This is a genomic window from Mesorhizobium sp. LNHC209A00, assembly GCF_000502915.1.
GTDB lineage: Bacteria > Pseudomonadota > Alphaproteobacteria > Rhizobiales > Rhizobiaceae > Mesorhizobium.
Genome location: NZ_AYWT01000001.1, coordinates 197239 through 222392, shown reverse-complemented (window position 1 = coordinate 222392; position 25154 = coordinate 197239). Strand labels below are relative to the sequence as shown.

The 25154-nt window shown below is 63.7% G+C and carries 21 protein-coding genes and 2 pseudogenes; 15 read left to right on the top strand and 8 right to left on the bottom strand.

The features are described 5' to 3' along the window. The first annotated feature begins 80 nt into the window (after positions 1-80). The 3 genes and pseudogenes from X739_RS164685 (at position 81) to X739_RS164690 (ending at position 3858) form a co-directional block, all read left to right on the top strand. On the top strand, positions 81-1031 hold the full coding sequence (locus tag X739_RS164685; RefSeq protein ID WP_023769905.1) for an AEC family transporter: 951 nt from the start codon (positions 81-83) through the stop codon (positions 1029-1031). Positions 1032-1213: 182 nt separating this feature from the next. Further along, positions 1214-2748, top strand: a pseudogene (locus X739_RS0133585) (NAD-dependent succinate-semialdehyde dehydrogenase). A gap of 87 nt (positions 2749-2835) precedes the next feature. Further along, on the top strand, positions 2836-3858 hold the full coding sequence (locus X739_RS164690; RefSeq protein WP_023783140.1) for an aldose epimerase family protein: 1023 nt from the start codon (positions 2836-2838) through the stop codon (positions 3856-3858). 5 nt (positions 3859-3863) lie between these two features. Here the strand turns inward: X739_RS164690 and X739_RS164695 are convergent, their stop codons facing one another. After that, the gene (locus X739_RS164695) at positions 3864-4787 is read right to left on the bottom strand and encodes a sugar kinase (protein WP_023769907.1); all 924 of its coding nucleotides are present in this window, start codon (positions 4785-4787) and stop codon (positions 3864-3866) included. A 151-nt stretch (positions 4788-4938) separates the two neighbouring features. Here X739_RS164695 and X739_RS164700 point away from each other — a divergent pair, with 151 nt between their 5' ends. Further along, a complete protein-coding gene (locus X739_RS164700; protein WP_023791673.1) occupies positions 4939-5388 on the top strand; it encodes a FixH family protein in 450 nt (149 codons plus the stop codon). 7 nt (positions 5389-5395) lie between these two features. Then, positions 5396-6595, top strand: coding sequence for a cytochrome c peroxidase (locus X739_RS164705; RefSeq protein WP_023791670.1), 1200 nt, complete (start codon positions 5396-5398; stop codon positions 6593-6595). Between the two features lies 1 nt (position 6596). Here the strand turns inward: X739_RS164705 and X739_RS164710 are convergent, their stop codons facing one another. Next, positions 6597-7049: an Lrp/AsnC ligand binding domain-containing protein gene (locus X739_RS164710; protein ID WP_023769910.1), complete on the bottom strand. Its 453-nt coding sequence runs from the start codon at positions 7047-7049 to the stop codon at positions 6597-6599. A gap of 162 nt (positions 7050-7211) precedes the next feature. Here X739_RS164710 and putA point away from each other — a divergent pair, with 162 nt between their 5' ends. Continuing rightward, entirely contained in the window at positions 7212-10820 is a 3609-nt protein-coding gene (gene putA / locus X739_RS164715) for a bifunctional proline dehydrogenase/L-glutamate gamma-semialdehyde dehydrogenase PutA (RefSeq protein WP_023791666.1), read from the top strand. An 8-nt stretch (positions 10821-10828) separates the two neighbouring features. Here the strand turns inward: putA and X739_RS164720 are convergent, their stop codons facing one another. From X739_RS164720 to X739_RS164730, 4 genes and pseudogenes are all read right to left on the bottom strand, one after another. Continuing rightward, complete coding sequence (locus X739_RS164720) at positions 10829-11143, bottom strand: antibiotic biosynthesis monooxygenase (RefSeq protein WP_023783144.1); 315 nt, start codon at positions 11141-11143, stop codon at positions 10829-10831. 57 nt (positions 11144-11200) lie between these two features. Beyond that, positions 11201-12304 carry a TonB family protein gene (locus X739_RS164725; RefSeq protein WP_348625741.1) on the bottom strand — a complete coding sequence of 368 codons (1104 nt, stop codon included), beginning with the start codon at positions 12302-12304 and terminating at the stop codon, positions 11201-11203. A 34-nt stretch (positions 12305-12338) separates the two neighbouring features. Further along, a pseudogene (locus X739_RS01000000165705) lies at positions 12339-12777 on the bottom strand (hypothetical protein). Between the two features lie 2 nt (positions 12778-12779). Beyond that, positions 12780-14957 carry a TonB-dependent hemoglobin/transferrin/lactoferrin family receptor gene (locus tag X739_RS164730; RefSeq protein ID WP_023791658.1) on the bottom strand — a complete coding sequence of 726 codons (2178 nt, stop codon included), beginning with the start codon at positions 14955-14957 and terminating at the stop codon, positions 12780-12782. A gap of 199 nt (positions 14958-15156) precedes the next feature. On the opposite strand from X739_RS164730, the gene hemP reads away from it, so the two are divergent. Genes hemP through X739_RS164755 form a run of 5 tightly spaced genes read left to right on the top strand, consistent with a single transcriptional unit; the run spans position 15157 to position 19272 of the window. Continuing rightward, positions 15157-15363, top strand: coding sequence for a hemin uptake protein HemP (hemP, locus tag X739_RS164735; protein ID WP_015317483.1), 207 nt, complete (start codon positions 15157-15159; stop codon positions 15361-15363). Between the two features lie 23 nt (positions 15364-15386). Next, the gene (locus X739_RS164740) at positions 15387-16448 is read left to right on the top strand and encodes a hemin-degrading factor (protein ID WP_023783147.1); all 1062 of its coding nucleotides are present in this window, start codon (positions 15387-15389) and stop codon (positions 16446-16448) included. 10 nt (positions 16449-16458) lie between these two features. Continuing rightward, positions 16459-17403 carry a hemin ABC transporter substrate-binding protein gene (locus X739_RS164745; RefSeq protein WP_023791654.1) on the top strand — a complete coding sequence of 315 codons (945 nt, stop codon included), beginning with the start codon at positions 16459-16461 and terminating at the stop codon, positions 17401-17403. Continuing rightward, on the top strand, positions 17373-18473 hold the full coding sequence (locus X739_RS164750) for an iron ABC transporter permease (RefSeq protein WP_023791651.1): 1101 nt from the start codon (positions 17373-17375) through the stop codon (positions 18471-18473). The genes X739_RS164745 and X739_RS164750 overlap by 31 nt, the downstream gene beginning before the upstream one ends. A 7-nt stretch (positions 18474-18480) precedes the next feature. Continuing rightward, positions 18481-19272, top strand: a complete 792-nt coding sequence (locus X739_RS164755; protein ID WP_023783149.1) for a heme ABC transporter ATP-binding protein — start codon at positions 18481-18483, stop codon at positions 19270-19272. Positions 19273-19305: 33 nt separating this feature from the next. On the opposite strand, the gene rirA is transcribed toward X739_RS164755, so the two are convergent. Next, positions 19306-19770, bottom strand: a complete 465-nt coding sequence (rirA, locus tag X739_RS164760; protein ID WP_023769919.1) for an iron-responsive transcriptional regulator RirA — start codon at positions 19768-19770, stop codon at positions 19306-19308. Positions 19771-20043: 273 nt separating this feature from the next. Between rirA and X739_RS164765 the strand changes: the two genes are divergently transcribed. From X739_RS164765 to X739_RS164775, 3 genes are all read left to right on the top strand, one after another. Beyond that, positions 20044-21339, top strand: a complete 1296-nt coding sequence (locus X739_RS164765) for a DUF445 domain-containing protein (protein WP_023791646.1) — start codon at positions 20044-20046, stop codon at positions 21337-21339. A 106-nt stretch (positions 21340-21445) separates the two neighbouring features. Continuing rightward, entirely contained in the window at positions 21446-21874 is a 429-nt protein-coding gene (locus X739_RS164770; RefSeq protein ID WP_023791643.1) for a phasin family protein, read from the top strand. Positions 21875-22135: 261 nt separating this feature from the next. Then, on the top strand, positions 22136-22633 hold the full coding sequence (locus X739_RS164775; protein ID WP_023769922.1) for a MaoC family dehydratase: 498 nt from the start codon (positions 22136-22138) through the stop codon (positions 22631-22633). Positions 22634-22753: 120 nt separating this feature from the next. On the opposite strand, the gene X739_RS164780 is transcribed toward X739_RS164775, so the two are convergent. Continuing rightward, positions 22754-24154, bottom strand: coding sequence for a PLP-dependent aminotransferase family protein (locus X739_RS164780; protein WP_023769923.1), 1401 nt, complete (start codon positions 24152-24154; stop codon positions 22754-22756). Positions 24155-24259: 105 nt separating this feature from the next. On the opposite strand from X739_RS164780, the gene X739_RS164785 reads away from it, so the two are divergent. Beyond that, positions 24260-25150, top strand: coding sequence for a DMT family transporter (locus X739_RS164785; protein WP_023769924.1), 891 nt, complete (start codon positions 24260-24262; stop codon positions 25148-25150). The last annotated feature ends 4 nt before the right edge of the window (positions 25151-25154 follow it).

The following is a 25154-nucleotide window of genomic DNA, read 5'->3' as shown; positions in this document are numbered from 1 at the left end:
CCATCTATAACCCCGCCAGCCGACGATGATCAAATTCGGGCGCGATTGCGCCGCGACCGTGGCTCGCCTATCCCTGAAAAATGTCTCCGCTTACCGAAACCGTCCTGTTCGTCTTCAGTCTTGTCGCGCTCGGCTATCTCGCCGGGCTCACGGGCTATTTGAGACCGGCGAGCGGCGAGGGGATATCCGACTTCGCGGTTTCGGTGGCAATGCCGCTGCTCTTGTTCCAGACCATGGTCAATGCCGATTTTCATGGCGTGGCGCCATGGCCGCTATGGGGTGCCTATTTCACCGCCGTGGCGATCACCTGGGCTGCCGGCCATGTCGTCACCACGCGGGTCTTCGGTCGCGATGCGCGCGCCGGGGTTGTCGGCGGGGTGTCGTCTGCCTACTCCAACGTCGTGCTGCTCGGCGCTCCCTTCATCCTTGGCATATTCGGTCCGAGCGGCTTCGAAGTGCTGTCGCTGCTGGTCTCGGTGCATCTGCCGATCATGATGATGGCTTCGATCGTGCTGTTCGAGATGTTCGGGCGCGGCAGCGGCGAACACGTCCATCCCCTGCGCGTTATCAGAAGTTTCCTCAGGCGGCTGTTCATCAATCCGCTGATCATCGGCATTGTGCTGGGGCTGGCATGGCGGCTCAGCGGCGTGCCGCTGCCTGGTCTCGCCATGCGCCTGGTGGATGCATTGGCAGATACGGCCGGGCCGGTGGCGCTGTTTGCCATGGGGCTCAGCCTGCGCCGCTTCGGGATATCAGGCAATGTCCGGCCGGCGCTGGCGCTTTCGGCGCTCAAACTGTTCCTGATGCCGGCACTGGTTCTTGCCTTCGTCTGGCTGCTCGGCCTGCCGCCCCTGACCGCCAAAGTGGCGGTCGTGGTGGCGGCGCTGCCCTCCGGCATCAATTCCTATCTCATCGCGGTGCAGTTCAACACCGGCCAGGCGCTGGCATCGAACCAGATGACCATCGCCACGGCCTGCGCGGCGATCACAACCGCTTTCTGGCTGACGGTTGTCCTGCATGTTTTCGGATAAGGTTGGCGACGGCGTACGCAACGCGCTCTCGTCTTGTGCTGGTCCAACCCCTATATGCCATCTTGCGATTGCTTGCGGGGCTTTCCCTAGGTTAAGAGCAATGGCTCCAGCGCGCGGTCCTGCCTGCGCTTTACCGAAGACATCCAGATAGCGGCCCGTGAGCGCCGAACGGAGGCTAGACCATGCTTCAGAAAACCAGCCATTTCATGCGGCAGGCCAATCTCATCAACGGGGAATGGGTGCAGGCCGACAGCGGCCAGACGGTCGATGTGAACAACCCGGCTACAGGTCTCAAGATCGGCACCGTACCGAAGTCGGGCAAGGCAGAAACTCGCCGCGCCATCGAGGCCGCCGATGAAGCATTCAAAACCTGGCGCAAGACGACCGCGCTCGAGCGCTCGAAGCTGCTGCGCAAGCTGCATGACGCGATGATGGACAATCAGGACGTGCTNGCAAGACGACCGCGCTCGAGCGCTCGAAGCTGCTGCGCAAGCTGCATGACGCGATGATGGACAATCAGGACGTGCTCGCCGAACTGCTCACCATCGAGCAGGGCAAGTCGCTGTTCGAGTCCAAGGGCGAGATCGGTTCGGCTGCCGCCTACATCCTGTGGTTCGCCGAAGAAGGCCGCCGCACTTATGGCGATGTCGTGCCCTCGCCGTGGGCGGACCGCCGCATCCTGGTGACGAAAGAACCTGTCGGTGTCATCGCCGCCATCACGCCATGGAATTTCCCGTCCTCGATGCTGGCCCGCAAGCTCGGTCCCGCACTTGCCGCGGGCTGCACCGCTGTCGTCAAGCCGGCCTCGCAGACGCCATATTCCGGCCTTGCCTGGGGGGCGCTTGCCGAGGAAGTCGGCTTTCCCAAGGGCGTCGTCAACATCCTGACCGGCGCCGCCGGTGAGATCGGCGACGAGATTTGCGCCAATCCGCTGGTCAAGAAGATCACCTTTACCGGCTCCACCGAGGTCGGCAAGATCCTGATCCAGAAATCGTCGGTGACCGTCAAGAAGGTATCGATGGAACTCGGCGGCAACGCGCCCTTCATCGTCTTCGACGACGCCGATATCGAGCGTGCCGTGGCCGGCGCGATCACCGCCAAATATCGCAACTCCGGCCAGACCTGCGTCTGCACCAACCGCTTCCTGGTCCAGGCCGGCGTCTATGACAAGTTCGTCGAGAAACTCGCCGCGGCCAGCAACGGGCTGAAGGTCGGTTCCGGCCTGGAAGAGGGCGTCCAGCAGGGGCCCCTGATCGACGAGAAGGCGGTCGAGAAGGTCGAGGAGCTGATCGCCGACGCCACGGCCAAGGGCGGCAAGGTCGTCGCCGGGGGCAAGCGCCACGCGCTCGGCGGTTCGTTCTTCCAGCCGACGGTCATCGCCAACGCGACGCCGAAAATGCGCTTCATGAAGGAAGAGATCTTCGGCCCGGTCGCACCTGTGTTCAAGTTCGAGACCGAGGAAGAGGCCGTGGCGCTCGCCAACGACACAGAGTTCGGCCTTGCCTGCTACTTCTACACCGGCGACCTCGGCCGCGCCTTCCGGGTCATGGAAGGCCTGAAATACGGCATGGTCGGCGTCAATGAAGGGCTGATCACGACACCTGAAGCACCGTTCGGCGGCGTCAAGGAATCCGGACTTGGCAAGGAGGGCGGACATCAGGGCATCGAGGATTACCTCGATACGAAATATGTGTGCATCGGCGGCCTCGGCCTCTGATAGGCTAGTCCTGAGGCAGGCTCGTAAACCTGCCTCAAGGCTGAAGAACCAGCCGAAGTCCTTTGGATCCACTGACGTTTTGCGGGCATGATGATGAAGGACGGCGAGGTTTTCGGCACGACGCAGGCAGGCGAACCGGTCCGCCGCTTCACGATCACGGGCGGTGGCCTCACCGCCAACATCATCGGGCTCGGCGCCATCGTCCAGGACCTGCGCCTGGCCGGGCATGATGCGCCGCTGGTTCTCGGCTACGGCACTCTGGAAGCGTATGAGACCGATACTGGCTTCTTCGGGGCGGTGGTTGGGCGCTACGCCAACCGCATCGGCGACGCTCGTTTTACAATTGGCGGCAACCGCTATCAGACTGAGCGCAACTTCCTGGACAAGCATACGCTGCATGGCGGCTCGCAAGGCTATTCCCACCGGCCATGGACGGTTTCGCTGCATGGCAGGGACTTCGTCACGCTGACGCTGCATGATCCCGATGGCGCTATGGGCTTTCCCGGCGCGCTCGACGTTACCTGCACCTACCGGCTGAAAATCCCCGGCACTCTCAGCGTCGAACTGACGGCGACCTGCGAAGAGCCGACGCCGTGCAATCTCACCCAGCATTCCTATTTCAACCTCGACGATGGCGGCACGGGCGACATTCTCGACCACAGGATGATGCTGAACGCGGGCGCCTATCTGCCTGTCGACGGCGACATGATCCCGACGGGCGTGGTCAAGCCGGTCAACGGCACGCCCTTCGATTTTCGCCAGGCGCGACCGCTGCGCATGGAGACCGAGGGCGAACAGTTGCCCTACGACCAGAATTTCTGCCTGGCCGCGGCGCGCGGTCCGCTCAAGCAGGCAGCCTGGGTGCAAGGGGCGAGTTCCGGCGTCGAGATGGAAGTCTGGACCACCGAGCCCGGTGTTCAGCTTTATACCGGGCAGTATGTGACGCCACGCAGCGGCCTGGACGGACGGGGTTACAAGGCCTTCAGCGGCTTCTGTCTGGAGCCGCAGATATGGCCCGACGCGCCGAACCGGCCCTATTTCCCGCAGGCGACGCTATGGCCTGGCGCGATCTACCACCACGTGACGGAATATCGCTTCCGGCAGGGCTAACCTTTTCAGGACTGCTCGAACGCCGCCCGTAGCGTCTCGAACGGCGCCAGCGCGCCGCGGACCTGCACGACGGCGGCCGCGACGCGGTGCGCACGCTGGACAGCGTCCGCCGGGTCAATCCCGCCAAGCCGTGCGGCGAGATAGCCGCCGTTGAAGGAATCGCCCGCACCTGTCGTGTCCACGGGCGCAGCCACGTGGATTGCGGCGATCTCCCGCGGCGCTCCACCCTTGCCAATCAACGCCGGTGCCTCGCCGTTCTTGACCACGACCTCCTTGACCAATTGCCCGAGGCGCTCGGCGGTCGCCTGCGGTGTATCATCGCCGAACAGCATCTGCTCGTCGGGGAACGTCGGCAGCGCGATGTCGGTAACCGCAAGCGCCTCGGCAACCGCTGTTTGCGCGTCCTCGCGGTTGCGCCAGAGCCGTGGCCGATAATTTGGATCGAAGGCAATCAGCGAGCCCGCCGCGCGCGCCTTTGCCACGGCGGCCAACAGCGTCTTGCGCGCGGTCTCATCGAGAATTGCCAAAGTGATTCCGGAAAAGTACACAAGCGCCTGATTTTCCAAATTTTTCGCCAGTGCCGCCGGGTCCGACGCGAGCTGCCTGGCGGCGGCGTCACCGCGCCAGTAGGTGAAGGAGCGCTCGGCGCCGGTCAGCGTGATGGCATAGAGGCCAGGGCGCGCGCCCGGTATGACCGGACTGGAGCCGATGCCGATGCCGTTTTCGGCGAAGAAGTCGATCTGACCCTGCGAGAAAGGGTCGTCGCCGAAGGCCGAGACATAGGTTGCCGGCCGGCCAGCGCTTAGCGCATGCAAGGCCCACAGCGTGTTGAACGTGTCGCCGGCAAAGCCCATGCGCCAGTTCGGCCCGGTCTGGCCCGACAGTTCCAGCATGCATTCGCCGATCGAGGCGACGCCGTTTCCCACCATCTGCAATCCTCCAGTGATTTCGGTGCTGTAGCTTTTTGCCGGACGCGGCGCCATGCTTGGCAAGCAGGCTTTTTTCCGCCACAGCGTTTTCCCACAGGCCGGCGGGATGCGATCCGCCCGGCAGGACGTTATCCGCGAAAGAGGAACCGGTTTGGCATCATTATGGCGTTATCTCCTGGCAGGTCTTGGTCTGGCTGCTTTGCTGGTCGGCGTTCTCGCGGCTGTCTATCTGACCGCGCCGCATTCGGCACAGCCCGTCGGCCCGGATGTCTCGCGGACGAAAAAAACCGACAACGGGCTGTACGTAGCGAGTTTCGTGCCGGAACGAGGCGTCGTGCGGCAGGGCGAACTGGAATCCTGGCTGCTGACGCTGAAGACGAAGACAGGGGCCTCGGTGGAACGAGCCGCGATTGCCATCTCCGGCGGCATGCCGCAACACAATCACGGTCTGCCGACCAGCCCGCAGGCGACCGACTATCTAGGCGAAGGACGCTACCGCATCGAAGGGGTGAAATTCACCATGAGCGGCTGGTGGCAACTGCGTTTCGCCATATCATCCGGCGCGGGCTCCGACACTGTGCTGTTCAACGTGGTGCTGTGAGCGGTCGATGAAGCGCTTTTTCTGCTTTTTGGCACTGACGGTGGCAGCCATCCTTGCCGGTTGCGGCAAGCCGGATTTTTCGGATGCCGAGAAGAAGACGATTGCATCGCTCGCGCTGAATACGCTGCCGGCGCTGAAGCTTGATACCACCAACCGCTTCGCCGATGAGCCGGCCGCGGCGGCGCTCGGCTCGACGCTGTTCTTCGATGTCGGGATGAGCCGCGACGGTACGGTGTCCTGCTCGACCTGCCACAAGATCGACCGGCAGTTCCAGGACGACCTGCCGCAGGCGGTCGGGGTCGGCCACACCAACCGGCGCACCATGCCGCTGGCCGGCGTGGCGCGCGACCCCTGGTTTTTCTGGGACGGACGGCGCGACAGCCTGTGGGCGCAGGCGCTGACACCTCTCGAAAACCCGTTGGAACAGGCGGGAAACCGTGCTGCCTACGCGCATTACATGAAGGCGCGTTTCGGCGAACGCTATGAGCGCATCTTCGGGCCATTGCCTGATTTATCCAGCATTCCGCCAAATGCCAGCCCGCTTGGAAGCGATGCCGAAAAAACCGCCTGGAACGCGATGAGCGACGCGCAGCGTGATGCAATCAACGGCGTCTATGCCAATATCGGCAAGGCGATCGCCGCTTTCGAACGCTCGATCGAGCCGGCACCGACACGCTTCGACCGCTTTGCGCTGGACCTTGCGACAGGTGCCGAGCCGAAAGGCGATGCCGTCTTTTCCACGGAGGAAATCCTTGGGTTGAAACTGTTCGTCGGCAAGGCCAATTGCGTGACCTGCCACAACGGCCCGCGCTTCAGCGACAACGGCTTTCACAACACGGGTGTGCCGCCTGTTGCCGACCTGCCGGCGGATCGTGGGCGCGTCGATGCGGTGGCTCAGGTCGAGGCCGACCCGTTCAACTGCTTCGGCGCCTATCGCGATGGCGAGGCCAGTGCCTGCGGCGAGCTGCGCTTCATGGTCAAGGATGCGCCGGAACTTGTGCGCGCCTACAAGACGCCGTCGCTGCGCGGTGCGGCGACGCGGCCGCCTTACATGCACGCCGGGCAATTTTCATCGCTCGACGAGGTCGTCGCTCACTATACCAAGGCTGGGCCAAGCGTCGAGGGCACTTCTGAAATTCACCCGCTGGAGCTCTCGGACCGCGAGCGCGCCGCACTGGTGGCGTTCCTGAAGACGCTATCGGAATAGGTTACCTGTCCTTGACCGTCTCCATCGCCACGAAGGTCGAGGTCTGGGCGACGTGGGGCAGGGCGGAGATGCGCTCACCGAGCACGCGGCGATAGGCGGCGATGTCCTTCGTGCGGACCTTCAGGAGATAGTCGAAGCTCGACGCCATCATGTGGCACTGCTCGATCTCCGGCACGGCCTGGACAGACCGGTTGAAAGCGTCGAGCGCGGCGGATCGGGTGTCCGATAATTTCACCTGAACGAAAGCGACATGGCCTTCGCCCATGCGCTCGCGGTCGATGATCGCCTGGTACCCCCTGATATAGCCGTCCTTCTCCAGCCGCTTTACCCGCGCCTGCACCGGTGTCTTCGACAGGCCGACCTTGGCCGCCAGTTCCGACATCGAAAGCCGGCCGTTGCCGGCCAGTGCCGACAGGATGTTCCTGTCAATGCGGTCCAATTGATCTTCTGTCATCGAAACTGCAGCCTGAATGAGCAATTTTTGGCAACACCATAGGTCAATTGAGCTGCCCTGTCGATTTTTTCAGACCGCTGGAAATCTGGTACTTGTGCTAGCTTGCGCCATTCGGTCCGGTGACCGCCGGCCCGTTCCCTTGTGCTTGCTCATAGGACCGCCATGCCGCTCGACGCCATCCGCCAGCAGATCCGCGCCAATTATTTGCCCGACGAAGAGGCAGCGGTTAAGCGATTGGCCGAGGCGGCCGGGCTTTCGGCCGGAGACCGTAAGGCGATCTCGGCGCGGGCGGCCGACCTGGTGCGAGCGGTGCGGGGTTCGTCCGATCCACGGCTGATGGAAGTCTTCCTCTCGGCCTACGGCCTCTCCACCAAGGAAGGCGTGGCGCTGATGTGCCTGGCCGAGGCGCTGCTGCGCGTGCCCGACACAGAGACGATGGACGATCTCATCGCCGACAAGATCGCCCCGCACGACTGGTCGGCGCATTCGGGCGGTTCGAGTTCGATCTTCGTCAACGCCTCGACCTGGGCGCTGATGCTGACCGGCCGCGTGCTCGAGGAAGGTGAAGGCGGTATCGAAGGCACGCTGCGCTCGATGGTGCGCCGGCTGGGCGAACCGGTCATTCGCAAGGCGGTGGCCGCCGCCATGCGCGAGATGGGCGAGCAGTTCGTGCTTGGCCGCACGATCGCGGAAGCCGTCAAGCGCGGCCGGCCGATGACGCAGAAGGGTTATCTCTACTCCTTCGACATGCTGGGCGAGGCGGCCCGCACCGAGGCGGACGCGCTGCGCTATCACAAGGCCTATGCCGACGCCATTTCCTCGCTCGATGCCGGCTCGAACGGGCCAGATATCCGCCAGAACCATGGCATCTCCGTCAAGCTTTCGGCGCTGCATCCACGCTACGAAGAAGCGCAAAAGGAAGAGATGCTGCCTGTCATGGCCGAACGACTGTTGTCGTTGGCCCTGGCCGCACGGCATTCGCGGATGGGCCTCAACATCGACGCCGAGGAGGCCGACCGGCTCGACCTGTCGCTCGACGTGATCGAGCGGGTGCTGGCCGAGCCGGAACTCGCCGGCTGGAACGGCTTTGGCGTCGTCGTGCAGGCCTATGGTCCGCGCGCGGCTTTCACCATCGATTGGCTGTATGCCCTGGCCAAGAAGCATAATCGCAACATCATGGTCCGGCTGGTCAAGGGTGCCTATTGGGACACGGAGATCAAGCGGGCGCAGACACTCGGGCTTGCCGGCTATCCCGTGTTCACGCGCAAGGCCAACACCGATGTCTCCTACATGGCTTGCGCGAAAAAGCTGCTTGGCATGACCGACCGCATCTATCCGCAGTTCGCCACTCATAACGCGCACACCGTCGCCGCCATCCTGTCGATGGCTGACAATCGTGACACCTTCGAATTCCAGCGCCTGCATGGCATGGGCGAGGCCTTGCACGAAACGGTGCGCAAGGCCGAAGGCACGCGTTGCCGTATCTATGCGCCGGTCGGCGCGCATTCGGACCTGCTGGCCTACCTGGTCCGCCGGCTCCTGGAAAACGGCGCCAACTCCTCCTTCGTGCACCAATTGACCGACGAGGAGGTCGAGCCGGAGGATATCGCGCGCGATCCGCTGGAAACGATCGAAAGCCAGGGGTCCGCCATCAATCCGGCGATTGCCCGGCCTTCGCGGATATTTGGGATCGGGCGCCGCAACTCGAAGGGGTTCGACATCACCGACACGGTGACGCTGGCGGCGATCGAGCAGGCCAGAGCGGCATTCGCGGGTCCCGATCGCTGGCACGCCAAGCCGATCACGCGCGCCGCCGGCTACGGCAAGCAGCGCCCGATCCTCAATCCGGCAAAGCCTTCCGAGGTGGTCGGCACGGTTCACGAGGCCGCCGCCAAGCAAGTCGCGACCGCCGTGCGCATCGCTGTCGAGGCGCAGCCGGCCTGGGCTAAACGCCGCGTCGCCGAGCGTGCCGCTATCCTCAACCGCGCCGCCGATCTTTACGAGGCCAATGCCGTCGAGTTCTTCGCGCTCGCCACGCGCGAGGCCGGCAAATCGCTGGCCGACGGCGTCGCTGAAGTGCGCGAGGCGGTCGACTTCCTGCGTTATTACGCCACCGAGGCGGCGAACGCCGAAACGGGCACTCAAGCGCGCGGCGCCATCGTCTGCATCTCGCCGTGGAATTTCCCACTCGCCATCTTCACCGGCCAGATCGCGGCAGCACTCGTCACCGGCAATTCAGTGATCGCCAAGCCAGCGGAGCAGACCCCGCTGATCGCCTTCCGCGCCGTCGAGATGCTTCGCGAGGCCGGCGTGCCGGAAGACGTTATCCAACTCCTGCCAGGGGACGGCCCGACGGTCGGTGGCCCGCTGACAGCGGACCCGCGTATTGCCGGCGTCTGCTTCACCGGCTCGACCGAGGTCGCCAAGCTGATCGAAAAGCAATTGGCCGAGACCGCGGCGCCGGACGCCATGCTGATCGCCGAGACCGGCGGCCTCAACGCCATGATCGTCGATTCCACGGCACTTCCCGAGCAGGCGGTGCGTGACATCCTCGCGTCGGCTTTCCAGAGTGCCGGCCAGCGCTGCTCGGCGTTGCGCGTGCTCTATGTCCAGAAAGACGTCGAGAAGAAGATGTTGGAGATGCTGAAAGGCGCCATGGAGGCGCTCAACGTCGGCGATCCCTGGCGGATTTCGACCGATGTCGGTCCGGTGATCGACGATGAAGCGCAAAGTTCGATCCGCGATTATTGCACGACGATGGGCCTGCAGGGCCGGCTGATCGCTAAACTTGAGGCGCCCAAGGATGGCCGCTTCGTCGCGCCGCATGTCTTCCGGGTCAAGGGCATCGAGGAGATGGAGCGCGAAGTGTTCGGGCCGGTGCTGCACGTCGCGACCTTCGACGCCGACCAGATCGACAGCGTCATCGCCGCCATCAACCGCAAGGGCTACGGCCTGACCTTCGGCCTGCACACCCGTATCGAGGGCCGGGTGCAGCATTTCGTCGACGGCATTCATGCCGGCAACATCTATGTCAACCGCAACCAGATCGGCGCAGTCGTCGGTTCGCAGCCATTTGGCGGCGAGGGCCTGTCCGGCACCGGGCCGAAGGCCGGCGGGCCGCACTATCTCAGGCGTTTCCGCAAGGGGCCCGAAGCGGGCACGGAAGTCGGCGAAGGCCATAAGGTGACGGCGACCGAACTGGCCGACAATCTGCCCGATCCCGCTCTAGGCGGCTGGGCGACGCGGCCGGACCGGGTCGCCATCCTGAGGAAGCATCTGCGCGGCAAGGGCGCGGCCGCGATCGGTGCCGCCGCCGGCATTGATTTCGGCCAGGTCGATCTGCCCGGGCCGACCGGCGAGGCCAACACGCTGTCGCTGTCGCCGCGCGGCCGGGTGCTGTGCCTGGGGCCGGACGGCGACACGCTGCTGGCGCAGACCATCCAGGCGCTCGCCGCCGGCAATGCGGTGCTGGCCGTTGCGCCTGGTGCACCGGCGGTGCTCTCGGCATTGACCGGCAAAGGCCTGCCGCTGGCGGCCATCGACGGCCGCCCCGATCCTGTCGAGGCGCGCTCGCTGCGCGTCGATGTGGTTGCTTTTTCAGGCACGCCCGAGGCGGCGCGCATCGTGCGCAAGGTCATCGCCGAGCGCAGCGGGCCGATCATCCCGCTGGTCAGCGAGGTGCTTTATCCCGCGGCCTATGCGCATGAGCGAGCGGTCTGCGTCGACACGACCGCCGCGGGCGGCAATGCCAGCTTGTTGGCCGCCGCATAGGTCGATATCTACGCGCCCTCGACGACGGAAAAACCCTCGAATTGCGGGTGGCCGAGATAGTGGACTTTCGTCATGCCGACATTCCGGTGGGCGGCGCGGAAATTCTCCGACTTGGTCCAGGCGACGAAATCATCGTGAGTTGCCCACACCGTGTGCGACGCAAACAGCGTGTAGCCCTCGGTCTCGTTGACCGGACCGCGCAGCAGGTGGAACTCGCGAAAACCCTTCATGTCGGCCAGGCTGGAGTCGCGGTTCTTCCACACGGCTTCGAAGGCGCGCTCCGAGCCGGTCTGGACCTTGAAGCGGTTCATGGCGATGTACATGGGGTCTCTTTCATGCGGATGTTGATGGTTGCGCCGCAACGTCTGTTCCGGGCCTGGTCAAAACGGGCCGATCCCGACCTCGAACTCCAAGCTCGGGTTCGATTCCTGTGACGGAATTGGAGGGAAGGGAGCGGCCTTGCGCACGATGCCAAGCGCGGCCTCGTCGAAAGTCGGCGATCCCGAGCTTTCCAGAATGCGCAACTGGTCTATGTTGCCCTTCCTGCCTATGGCGAATGCCACAACCGCATTGTTACGGGCGGCCAGTTGCAGCGAAGGCGGGAGAGTACGATTGACGCTGCCGAGCTTTCGAAAGACGTTGCCGCGGTAACTGTCTTCCGCGGCGCCGCCCGGGTCTTCTTGCCTTTTGCCCTTGCTGGCCGCTTCCGCCAGCCGGTCCTGGCCATCGGCCGTGCCGCTCCGTTCCTCCGCTCGAGCAGTCGCAGGGGCAGCCGTTGGAGTTGGCCTTGCAACGGGGATCGGCGGTTGGTCCGGAACGGTGACAGGCATTTCGCTGGTTTCCTGGGCGTTCGGCTGTGCCGGCGTTTCTGTCCTGGCAGCCACGCTCTGGTCATCCGGGCGCGGGGTTGCCGCCACCAGTATGTCCGGCGTGGCCACGGGCTGTTTGACCGGTTCCGCCGAGGGCTCCGAAGTCTGCTTCGCGGCGTCCCGGGCAGGCTCGGGAGCGTGTGTCATCGGTTCCTCCGCGGGCTGAGAAGGTTGGGTCGGCGCCGGCCCGGCCGCCTTTGCCGGATGAGGCTTGGCCGTCGGCAGGGGCGGCACCAGCGTGACATTCATTGCCGCCGGGTCCTTGTCCAATGCACTGCCTGCGACCTTGTCACCTTTGTGATCGCCGCCTTCCGACTGCTCTGCCTCCCTGGAATCGAACCTGCCGGCGGACGAGATCAGAAAAACCGCCGCCACGCCGGCATGGAGCAGGCAGGAGATGGCGATCGCAGCCTGCCACTTGCCGTTGCTGGCTTGCGCTCGCGCCTGGGCAAGTCGCTCTGCCGGCGCTATTGCCAGCTCGTTGCCAGCGTCGGGGGAAGGACTGATTTCCTGCATGTCGCGGGCGCGAAATTGCAGCGATGCGCCTAGACTTGTCAAATCAAGATCGGTTGCCTCAACCGGTAACCAATCGAAGCCGGCCAGCGGCCCTGCCACGGTTTTTCCTGGGAATGCGGGATGCGGTCCCGCCTCAGGCGCCGAAAGCGATGGGGGTCTTGGTGTCCGTCCTCAGCTTGCGCGCGCAGGCAGTTGGTTCGACGCCCGTGCCAGCGCAATCCGTCGCGCTGTTGATCAGTACGCGGCCCACCCTGGTGCAGTCGGTGCCGGCCAGGTCTAAGCGCGTCACCTTGGTCTTGCCGTGCGGCAGGTCCTTGAAGTCGAGCACGGTCAGCCGGTCGACGACGCCGGCCTCGTTGAACAGGGCGATCTCGAACGCCGCCTTGGTCAGGTCGGCGCCGAGATTTTTGCTGACCAGGAAGGTCAGCCGGCAGCCCTTGTCGGAAGGCTGCGCGGCATTAAAGTTCGAGGGTCAGGACCGGCGCGGACTGCTCAGCCCACGCCGGAACTGTCGTCAGCGACATCGCCAGCGTCGAGGTCAGCGGACGAAGGGATGTCGTCAAGCGCGTCATGGTCAGCCTCCAAAGCGCATGGTTGCCGCCAGCTTCAGCGTGATACCGGGTTCGTAGACCGCAATTGTGGTGCTGCCGTTCAGCGGATTGGCGTATTTGACGTCGAACAGATTGTCGGCGCGGAAATCGACTTTCAGATCGTCGGTCGCCTGATAGCTGGCGAAAGCATTGACCAGTGTGTAGTCCGCCGCGACGGCATTGCCCTTCGGCTTGCCGTTATACTGCACCTCACCGCCGACGGTCAGCTTGTCCTCGAGGAAACGCAGGCCTAGCTGAGCGGTGACCTGAGAGGAGGGAATAGTGGCGAGGTCGGCTTCCACACCCTTGTAGGAAACGGTGTGGCCATCCGTGATGGAGGCCGAGAGGCCGGCATAGCCCCATGCCGCGTCATAGACGCCTTCCAGCTCGAAACCGTTGATCTTGGCCTTGGCGAAATTTTGATACTGGAAGCAGATCGGGATGCCGGGGCCGAAGGGGCAGCCACTGCCTGGAGCGAACGGCGACAGCGTTACGCCGTCGATATAGTCGTCGACATCGTTGTTGAAATAGGCTGCTTTCAGGCGCAAGGCGTCGCCCGGCTCGAAGATATCGTTCTGCTTGTAGTTGACGCCGAGCTCGGTCGTCTTGCCGGTTTCAGGCCGCAGATTTGGATTGGGCAGGAACGGGAAGCTGACGCCGGCCGGATGATTGCCGCTGATCAGCGTTTCTGTGATCGAGGGAGAGCGGTAGCCTTCCGCATAAGTGCCGTAGAATTGCAGGCCGGCAAGCCCGCCGCTGTTGAATGGCGAGACACCGACGGTGACGCGCGGGGATAGCCTGTCGCCGGAAATATCATGCGTGTCATCCTTCAGGCTGTAGCTGTCGTAGCGCAGGCCGGCGATGACTTCGAGCCAGTCCCAGGTGAGCTTGTCCTGGACATAGGCGCCGGACACGTTGCGCTTGCCCGACGGCGTGTAGAAACTGTCGCCCCCGGCCGCGCCACCCGTCTTGACGCTGTCGCCGACCCAATCGCCGCCATAGGTCAGTTCATGCGCGATGCCGCTCGTTTCGAACCGCGACGTGTTCCAGATATCGATGCCGGTCGAGCCGACATCGAATGTCGACAGTGATCCTGCCGGCAGCACCACGGGAAGACCGGTCACCGGATCGAACCGGTTCTGCGGCGCGAGACTGGTCAGGTCGAGATTGGTCTTGTTGTAGGACGTGTTGATGTGGAGATCGAGCCAGCTCTTGTCTTCGTCCGTGATGTTGTAGCGGGCCGTGAAGGTGTTCGACTTCAGGTCGACGTCGTTGACCGGCACGCCGCCGCTGGTCTCGTCCCAGTCGTCGCTCGAACCGACCCAGCCGAGCTTGAGCTCACTGTTCTCGGTGGGCCGGACGGTCGTCTTGAGCAGGCCGCTCAGCACGTCGAAGCCGGTGCCGTTGACGGTGTCGCCGTCGCCGTCCTTGTAGTTGTCGTAGGCGCGGTAAACGATGTTGCCCAACACGTCCCAGTTCTCATTGATGCGATAGGCACCGGTGGCGCTGGTGGTCCAGCCCTTGCCGTTGCTCTCGTATCGTCCGGTGACGGAACCGGCCCAGGTCTCGTCGGGCTTGAGGAAATCGACCGCATCCTTGGTGTCGAAGAAGACGACGCCGCCAATGGCGCCGGAGCCATAGGTGTTGGCGACAGGACCACGGATCACGTCGACGGATTTGACGAGCTCGGGATCGATGTAGAAGGTCGACTGGGTGCCGTGGTCGGAACGCTGGAAATCCTGGCGCGCGCCATCGACGATCACCGCGACGCGGCCGAAATCCTGCAGGCCGCGGATGTTGATGCTGGTGCTGACGCGCCTGGCGTCGGCCTGTGCAGCGACACCAGGCACACCGAAAAGCATCTCGTTCGGCGTCGTCGCCATTCGGCGATCGAGCTGTTCCTGGTCGACATGGCTGGCCGAGGCCAGCGACTGAATCGCCGTTTCGCCTGTGCGGCTGAGCACCAGGATCTTGTCGAGAAGCGTAGCGCCCGCTAGGGCTGCCCTTTGCTGTTCAGCCCCTTTCGATTGATCAGTGGGGTGCGTCGCCTGTTGCGCGTGCGCCGATGGCGCGGATAGAGCGATCGCCGCCACGCTTGCGAGCAAAGCCGCCGCACCGTTCGCCGCCGACCGGCCGCGCCATTCCCTAACTATCAACCCCATGCCCCAACTCCAAATCCCAGGTTCCATGCTGGCTGGCCCGGGGCTTGCTGGCATTTTTGATCGTATCCGGCATCTTAAATGTTGACTCATTTAGTCCGGTATTGCACTGACTAGTAAACATGATTTTTCGAGTCAAGAAATTAATCGGCAGTTCGCAACGCCTAGCCAGATGCCCGGCACAGGAAAGGGATCGACCCAGATGAACACGCACAATCCCAACGAGTTTCGCTATCGTGTCCGCCGTTCCGACGACACCTCCACCCGTTTCGATCGGGTCTCGCTGGCGGTGCGGACACTGTCCAGCAACACGCTGTTCCAGGGCGAGCACGAAATCGGCATCGAGCATCATGGCGCGCTCTACCGGCTGAAGATCACCCGCCAGGGCAAGCTCATTCTCAACAAGTAACGCAAGGCATCAGGGGTAAAGACATGGATCAGCGCCTAAAACCCGCTCCGCATGAAATCCGGCGGGCCCGGACCGAGAATCCGAAAGCGCGCGAGCGTGACCTTGCCGCGCAGCTCGGCATTTCGGAGGCCGAGCTGGTGGCGGCGCATTGCGGCGACGGCGTCGTGCGCGTCGAACCCCGCGTCAACGACCTTCTGACCGGTCTCGAGGCTGTTGGTGAGGTGATGGCGCTGACCCGCAACGAAAGCGCCGTACACGAGAAGATCGGCGTCTATGACAAGGTTGTCACCGGCAACAATAATGCCATGGTGCTCGGCGAGAACATCGACCTGCGCATCTTTCCGAAAGTCTGGGCGCATGGCTTTGCCGTGGAGAAGCGCGACGGCGACGACATCCGCCGCAGCCTGCAGTTCTTCGATGCGGCCGGCGACGCCGTGCACAAGGTGCATCTGCGCCCGGCCTCCAGCCTTTATGCCTACCAGAAACTGGTCGCCTCGCTGGAACCGCCGAACCAGGAGCCGACGATAGACGTTTCAGGGCCGGTTCTCGATGAGGAAAGCGGGGCCGAAGCATCGACGGCGAGCCTGCGTGACCTGCGTGACCGCTGGAGCCGGCTGACGGACGTGCACCAATTCTTCGGCATGCTGAAGACGCTGAAGCTCAGCCGCCGCCAGGCGGTGCGCATGGTTGGCCAGGACTACGCCTGGCTGCTCGACAATGACGCGGTGCGCGCCATGTTCCATCACGCCGCCGAAAGCGAGATGCCGATCATGTGCTTCGTGGGCAACCGCGGCTGCATCCAGATCCACTCCGGTCCGATCAAATCGATCAAGTCCATGGGCCCGTGGATCAACGTGCTCGACGAGACCTTCCACCTGCACCTGCGCACCGACCACATCCATGAAGTCTGGGCAGTGCGCAAGCCGACCAAGGACGGCCATGTCACATCGCTCGAGGTCTATGCCGCCAATGGCGATATGATCATCCAGTTCTTCGGCAAGCGCCATGAAGGCGAAAGCGAGCGCGACGACTGGCGTTTTCTGGCCGAGCACCTGCCGCGCATTCCGAACCCGACGGCAGCCTGAGGAAAGTGTGATGCGTTTTGTTTCGAGACCGTCCGTCCTGCGCGGATCGATGATCGGTTGTGCAATCGGCCTTTCCATGGCTTTCGCCGCGCTGCAACCAGCTGGCGCAAGCGAAGGCGTTTCGGTGTTTCCCGATCCTTCGAAGATCGTCGCCATTGGCGGGTCCATCACCGAGATCGTCTATGCGCTTGGCGAGGAGAGACATTTGGTGGCGCGTGATTCCACCAGCCTCTATCCAGAGGCCGCGCTCGACCTGCCTGATGTCGGTTACATGCGCCAGCTGTCGCCGGAAGGCGTCTTGTCGGTCAATCCGACAGGCATAGTGGCATTGCACGGCAGCGGCCCCAGGGAAGCCGTCGACGTGCTGAAGAAGACGAGCATTCCTTTCATCGAAGTGCCCGAGCAGTACAACCGCGAAGGCATCCTCCAGAAGGTTCGCATTGTCGGCAAGGCGATCGGGGTCGAGGCCAAGGCCGAGGTGCTGGCCAAGGCGCTCGATGCGAAACTCACAGCCGCCGAAAAGCAGACAGCCTCCATCAGGGAGCGCAAGCGCGTGTTGTTTATTCTCTCGACGCAGGGTGGCAAGATCCTGGCGGCCGGTAGCGAAACCGCTGCCGACGGCATGGTCAAGCTGGCGGGCGGGGTCAATGCGGTGGAAGGCTTTTCCGGCTACAAGCAAATGTCGGACGAAGCGATCATCACCGCCAGGCCGGACGTGATCCTGATGATGAGCAATGCCGGGCCGCCGGTCTCGGACGACGAAGTGTTCGGCAATCCATCCATCGCCTCAACGCCGGCCGGAACGGCGCGCAAGCTGATCCGAATCGATGGCGCCTATCTACTCGGCTTCGGGCCGCGCACGGCCGACGCGATCCACGATCTCGCCGTTTCTCTCTATGGCGCACAGGTCACGGACCGAGCATCATGGCCGACCAGTCGATCGCCGGTCCGGTGAAGGCGACGAGGGCATCCGAAGGGGATCGTTCCGGCCGCGCCCGTGCCGTCATCCTTCTGCTGTGCGTGTGCTTGGCGATCGCCGTCTTGCTGTCGCTCACATCCGGGGCGTCGGATGCATCCGCCGTGACCGTCTTCAGGTATTGGCTCTTTGGCTCCGCCCCCGGCGATGCGGTGCCCAACGCCCGCGACAGCTTGATCGTCTATTACATCCGCATGCCACGCATCATCCTCGGCATGTTGGTGGGTGCGGCGCTCGCGGTTTGTGGCGCCGTCATGCAAGGGCTGTTCCGCAATCCGCTTGCCGACCCCGGACTGATCGGCGTTTCCGCAGGGTCCAGCCTTGGCGCGGTGGTGATCATCGTGCTTGGCGGGACCGCGCTGGCCCCAGTGACCGCCTTGCTCGGGACGCTTGCACTGCCACTTGCGGCGTTCGTCGGCGGTCTCGTCACCACATTGGCGCTTTATCAGGTCGCCACGCGACGGGGCCAAACCTCGGTCGCCACCATGCTGCTCGCCGGCATAGCCCTGGCGGCACTTGCCATGGCGCTGACCGGAACACTGATATTCATGGCCGACGATCGCCAGCTGCGCGACCTGACCTTCTGGTCACTGGGATCGCTCGGCGGTGCGACATGGGCCAAGATCGCTTCCGTCGGACCCATAATCGTCCTGGCACTGGCGGCGATGCCGTTCCTGGCACGCGGCCTTAACGCGCTGGCGCTGGGCGAAGCGACCGCGGGCCATCTCGGCATTCCGGTGCAGCGGCTGAAATACACCGCCATCATCGGCGTTTCGGCGGCGGTCGGCGCCTCCGTCGCCGTCAGCGGCGGCATCGGCTTCGTCGGCATCGTCGTGCCGCATCTGCTGCGCCTGCTGATCGGGCCCGACAATCGCTACCTGCTGCCGGCATCGGCGCTGCTCGGCGCCTCGTTGTTGCTGCTCGCCGATGCGGTCGCGCGCACCATCGTGGCGCCGGCCGAGCTGCCGATCGGCATCGTTACCGCGATATCAGGTGCGCCGTTCTTCCTGTGGATATTGCTGCGCAAGCGCGGCGTGATCGATTTGTGAGGCTGGAATGATCGAGGCGAGGGATGTTTCGATTGACATCGCCGGCAAGAGAATCGTTGCCGGTGTCGATTTCGATGCGCGGCCGGGCGAGGTGGCGGCAATCGTCGGCCCTAATGGTTCGGGCAAGACGACCTTCCTGAAGGCGTTGTCGGGGGACCTCGCCTATATCGGAAGCATCGTTCTCAACGGCCGCGACCTCGCGGCAATGAAGCCGGTGGAGGTCGCCGTCCAGCGGGCCGTGCTGCCGCAAGCGACGACTCTGTCGTTTCCTTTTACTGTGCGGGAGGTCGTCACGCTTGGCCTGGTCGGTGGCCGTTCGGGCGTGCTGCCGGGCGAGGACGGACGCCTACCGGAACGGGCGCTGGCTCGGGTCGATCTCGACGGTTTTGCCGGCCGCTTCTACCAGGAGCTTTCCGGTGGCGAGCAGCAGCGTGTCCAGCTTGCGCGCGTGCTGTGCCAGGTCTGGGCACCGGTGCTCGACGGCAAGCCGCGCTATCTGTTCCTGGACGAGCCGGTGTCCAGCCTCGACATCAAGCACCAGCTGATCATCATGAACATCGCCCGCGACTTCGCCAGAAGGGGCGGGGGCGTGGTTGCGATCCTGCACGACCTCAATCTGACGGCCGTGTACGCCGACCGCATCTTCGTGATGCATCGCGGCCAGTTGGCCGCGAGCGGCTCGCCCCACGACGTGCTGAGTGATGAGCTGATCGAGAAGGTGTTCGATTGCCGGCTCAAGGTCGGCGTGCTGCCGCCCGGCAACATGCCGTTCGTGCTCCCGCAATCGTCCGTCAGCTGATATTCAGCCGATCCTCGCGCGACGCGGCAGTGATCAAGCCGCCGGGGCGCGGCGCTCCGTCAGCATGTCGATGCCGAGAAGGGCGCGCACATTCGGCCGTGCCGCCACAAGGTCGGCGATCGTGTAGCGGGCAAGCACAGCGAAGAAGGCGTTGAGCGCTTCGCGCAATGCGGAGTTCAGCGCGCAGCTGTCGATCAGGGGGCATTCGGCGGCATCGTTCTCGAAGCACTCCGCCATGGCAAAGCTTTCCTCGGTCACGCGCACGACGTCGAACAGGCTGATCGATTCGGCGGCACGACCGAGCCGTACCCCTCCGTTCCGCCCGCGCACGGTCTCGACCATGCCGTTCTCGACCAGAGGCTGAAGGATTTTGAACAGGAACAGTTCCGACACCGAATAGGCGGCCGCGATCTCCGGGATGCGGCTCAACCGGTCATTGTTGGCGGCGCAATACATCAGAATGCGCATGGCATAGTTGGTTTGGCGCGTAAGCCGCATCTTGTCCTCACTCGGCGCTGATCTGATGCAACCACGCCAGATTCTAAACTTTGCTGGCGCGGCCCTCGTCCGGAATCCGGATCGCTGCACTGGTTTCGACGGAATATGGCCTATACCTTGGAATAATTCCAGACTAGCCGGGCATCATAGATGAATAGGCTCGTCAACTTTACGTGCGTCACCGGGCAAAAGCCGGGACAGACAAACCGGCTGCCACGGGCATTCCGGCCGCGGCACTAGATAGGCCTGAAATAGACGAGGAGCGGCCCATCCATGGCTCAGTCCGACCTACCCCTGGCGCCAGTGCGGTTCGATGCCGACGCTGGCGACAAGCTTTCCGCGCTACGGCGGACAAAGTTCGTCGCCACGGCGGCATTGGCACTCTGCGTGGTGGTCTTTGCCTTGGCCAAGTCTTTCCAGAGCAGCTATCCATGGCTCGGCTTCGTCGCCGCCTTTGCCGAGGCGGCAACGATCGGTGGCCTCGCCGACTGGTATGCGGTGGTGGCGCTGTTCAAACGGCCGCTCGGGCTGCCGATCCCGCACACGGCCATCATCCCGGAAAACCAGGACCGCATCGCCGACAATCTCGGCCGTTTCATCGAGGTCAATTTCCTGGCGCCGGAACCGGTACGTGAAAAACTCGGCGAAGTTGATTTTTCGGCGCTCGTGGCCGATTGGCTGGCCGATGCCGAACGTGCCGCCGGCCTGTCGCGTTTCGTCGTGCGGCTGGTGCCGCGGACGCTTGCCGCCGTCGAACAATCCGGTCTGCGCGGCTTCGTCACCAGCCGCATGCTCGAACAGATCGAAAAGGTGCCGCTGGCACCGCTTGCGGCCGAACTTCTGTCGGCGCTCACCGACGACCGCCGCCACCAGAAGCTGTTCGACGAGTTCATCAAGGTCATCGGCCGGTTTCTCAACGACGAACAGGCGCTGGCGACGATGCGCGACAAGATCCGCGAGGAACTGCCGTCGCTGTTCAACCTGTTCCGGGCCGACGCCTATCTCCTGAAGAAGATCGTCGCTTCGGCCGGCTCCTTGCTGGACGAGGTGCGTGCCGATCCCGACCACCCGATGCGTGCCGAGTTCGACCGTTTCGCGCAAGGTTTCGTCGAGAAGCTGCGCACGTCCAAGCAATATGCCAGGCGAGCGGAGAAAATGAAGCGCGACTTCCTCGCCAGACCCGAAATCAGGGCGCTGGCCGGCGACATGTGGGAGAGCCTCAGCCTGTTCATCGAGCAGGACGCCAGGGCGCCGAATTCGTTGATCAGGGAGCATCTAGCCAACATGTTCGTCGAAGTCGGCCGCCATCTTGCCGGAGACGCGCAGATCCGGGCCGACATGAACCAAGGATTCGTGGTGGCGCTCGCCTCTTTTGTCGAGAGCCAGAAGAGCGGTGTGTCGAAATTCATCGCCGACCAGGTCAAGCGCTGGGACCTCGCCCAACTGACACGCCTGATCGAGATGAACATCGGCAGGGACCTGCAATATATCCGCTTCAACGGCATGATCATCGGCGGGCTGGCGGGCATCGCACTTTACGCGATCGAGTTGCTGCTCCCAGTCAATTGATCCCTATCGATCGCCTAGGCCCGTGTTCGAAATGGACACGAGGCGTTCGAGTGCTATTCTCCTCGATGAGGGCGACCGCGACCGCGGCAAAGGGGAGATGACAATCATGGCCAGACAATCGGAATCCGATTCCTTCATGGAAATGTTCGGCAGGTTCGGCCGTGACCTGAAGGTGCCGAATGTGGATGTCGAAGCGACTCTTGCGCATCACCGCAAGAATCTCGAAGCTTTGGAGAAATCCGCGCGTGCCGGGGCGGCTGGGACGTCCTCGCTGTTGTCTAGGCAACGCGAAATGCTGCAGGACACGCTGCGTGAAATCGCCGACATGGCGCAGAGCTACCGCGCATCGGGCAATCCGCAGGAGTTGATGGCCAGGCAGACGGAGTTTGCCAGAAAATCCTTCGAGGCTGCGCTCAAGAACGCCGGGGAAGTGGCTGAGCTGGCCAGGAAATCAGGCACAGACTCGATCGACATCCTGCGCGCGCGCATCAAGGAGGCGATGGAGGAGGTCCGCGCCGGTTACGGGGAGAAGTAGGTTCTCATGGGCTGTCGTTCCGCTCTCGGCCGGGCACACCCCGTTCCCGATACCGCAACCTTTCGCACAGTTGCATTAGCGCCACGCCATAAGCTCCCGCCAGTCCGAAAAGGTCGGAAAAGACCCAATTCGCCTGCCATCGCCTGGCAAGACATGCCACGAGTGAGCGCGAATCCGCCGGAACGGATTTTGCGCGGGACGAATTGACAGAGGCCGCCGGTTCGTGGTCCGGAAGCTTTGGAAGCGATCGGGAAAGCAGGAATGACGGAAGTACGGCCTAAAACGCCGCCAACCTACGAGCAGCTGAGAACGATGTCCGGACAGGAGCTCGGCGTCTCGGAATGGACCACGGTCGACCAGAACCGTATCAACCAGTTCGCCGAATGCACCGGCGACCATCAATGGATCCACGTCGATCCTGAACGGGCGCGGCGGCAAAGCCCGTTCCGCACCACGATCGCGCATGGATATCTGACGCTGTCGATCATCGGCGCGCTGGCCCTCGAAATGGGGATCGTGCCCGAGAATACGCAGGCAGCCTTCAACTATGGTTTCGACAAGGTGCGTTTTCTGGCGCCGGTCAAGGTCGGTGCACGCATTCGCCTGCGCACGACACTGCTTTCCATGGAAGACAAAGGCCCGGGCCAGTATCTGATGAAGGCAGACAACACGGTCGAGATCGAAGGCGAGGAAAAGCCGGCGCTGATAGCTGAAACACTCGTCATGCTCTACGAGCGCCGCAAGCGGGCAGGGGCCTGAACGGCGACCCGCCAGGCCATACCGCCGTCCCGAAAAATGATTGCGCCGACATTCCCTCGAATGTGCGAGCAGTCGACTAGCAGCCTGAAGTTTTCCAGGCAACGGGAGGCGCGTGCGATGTCAGCGAGCCATCACCGTTTCGAGCACCTTGAAAATCCGCTCGTCCGCGCACTGGGCGATGTTGAAGCGCAGGAAGCGGCTGGCGGACCGCGACAGGCTGAACGCATTGCCGGGCGCCAGCACGATGTTGTCAGCGAGCGCACGGCGGGCGGTTTCGGCCGCATCCACGCCTTCCGGCAGGGTGCACCACAGGAACAGTCCGGCCGGCTGCTCGATCCAGGGTGTGATGCCGATCGCTTTCAGCCGGGCGCTGGTCTCGCCCATGGCCCGCGAAAGGCGGGCGCGCAGCAAGTCCATGTGCTTACGGTAGCTGCCGTCCTTCAGCAGCATCAGCACAAGTTCGGCCGCCAGCCGTCCGCCGCCGAAAGTCGTGGCGATCTTAAGATCGGTCAGGCCCTCGATCCAGTCACGGGGCGCGGCGATGAAACCGCAGCGAACCGACGCCGACAGTGTCTTGGAGAAACTGCCGATCTGGACGACGCGACTAAGGCCATCGAACGCCGCCAGCCTTGGGGCAGGAATGTGCTCGAAGTCGGCGAAGATATCATCCTCGACGATGGTCAGATCCGACTGGTCGGCCAGTTTGAGCAAACGATGGGCCGTCACCGGAGACAGGATCGCGCCGGTCGGGTTATGGATGCCCGAGTTGGTGATGTAGAGGCGCGGCCGGTGTTCGGCGAGCGCCTGGGCGAACAGCTCGATGTCCGGCCCCGACGGCGTGTAGGGCACGCTGACGACCTTGGCGCGGTGGGCGCGTAGCAGAGCGTGGAAATTGAAGTAGCAGGGATCGTCGACCAGCACGGTGTCGCCGGGCTCGATCAGGAACCGGCACAAGAGGTCGATGGCCTGGGTGCCCGATTCCGTCAGCATGATCTGGTCGGGGGTGGCTTCTATGCCGTGCCCGGCCATGCGCCGCGCCAGCAATTGCCGCAGCGGCGGCAGCCCGAGCGGCGTGCCGTAATCGGCAAGCGCGACATCTTCGGCACGCGCGACCGTGCGCAATGCCCGGCGCAGCCCGGCCTGCGGCATCCATGAAGCCGGCAACCAGCCGCAGCCGGGTTTCAGGACCTCGTCGCCAGCCTCCAGGGATTGGCGCGAGACCCAGAGCGGATCGACGGCACGGTCGAGCCGGGGACCGATCTCAGCGAGCGACAGCGGTGCCAGCGCCCCGGCGGCATAGAAACCGGAACCGGGCCGCGAACGGATCGCGCCTTCGGCGGCAAGCCGTTCGTAGGCCTCGACCACCGTGGATTTCGACACCTGCATGGATTTGGCGAAAGCGCGGATCGAGGGCAGCCTTGCTCCAGGCGTCAGGCTGCGCGCGGCAATGCGCTGCCGGATGGCGGCCATGACCCCTTCGACGAGAGTTCCGCCGCTGTCGAGCCTGACTGCTTCATCCATCTGTACCTTCCAGAAACCATGACAGTTTTGTCGAATTGTACTGCATTGTCTCTGGTGGCGCCATAGCTGCAGGCCCAATAGAGGGCGAGACAAACGGAGCCTGCGATGGACAAGACGGCGAGCGGCTGGGTGAGCGGATTTATCGGCGTGCTGATTTTCAGCGGTTCGTTGCCCGCGACGCGCGTGGCGGTGATGGATCTCGATCCGATATTCCTGACATCGGCCCGCGCGGTCATTGCCGGCCTGCTCGGTCTCGCGCTGCTGCTTGTGTTTCGTGAGAAGCGCCCCGGGCGTCAAGACTTGCTGTCGCTCATCATCGTTGCGCTTGGCGTGGTCGTCGGCTTTCCCTTGCTGACGGCATTGGCGCTGAAGCATGTCACCTCGGCCCACTCGATCATCTTCGTCGGCCTGCTGCCGCTGGCGACCGCGATCTTCGGCGTGCTGCGCGGCGGTGAACGGCCCCGGCCGGCCTTCTGGCTGTTCTCATGCCTGGGCAGTGCCCTGGTGGCGGGCTTTGCGCTTGCGCAAGGCGTGACGGCTTCGCCGGCCGGCGATGGACTGATGCTGGCGGCCATCATCGCCTGCGGCCTTGGCTACGCCGAGGGTGCCGCGCTGTCGCGCAGGCTCGGTGGCTGGCAAGTGATCTGCTGGGCGCTGGTGCTGTCCCTGCCGGTCATGCTGGTGCTGACCTTTGCGACCTTGCCGCCATCCTTCGCCAGCGTCGGCTCCAATGCCTGGATCGGTCTTGGCTATGTTTCGCTGTTCAGCATGCTCATCGGCTTCGTGTTCTGGTATCGCGGCCTGGCGCAAGGCGGCATTGCGGCGGTGGGGCAGTTGCAGCTTCTGCAGCCATTCTTCGGGCTCGCACTAGCGGCGACGCTGCTGCATGAACAGGTCAGTCCGATGATGATCGTCGTCACGCTCGGCGTGGTGCTTTGCGTTTTCGGCGCGAAGAAGTTTGCCAAGCAGGATTTGCCGCGCCGTGCGGCTGCATAGCGAT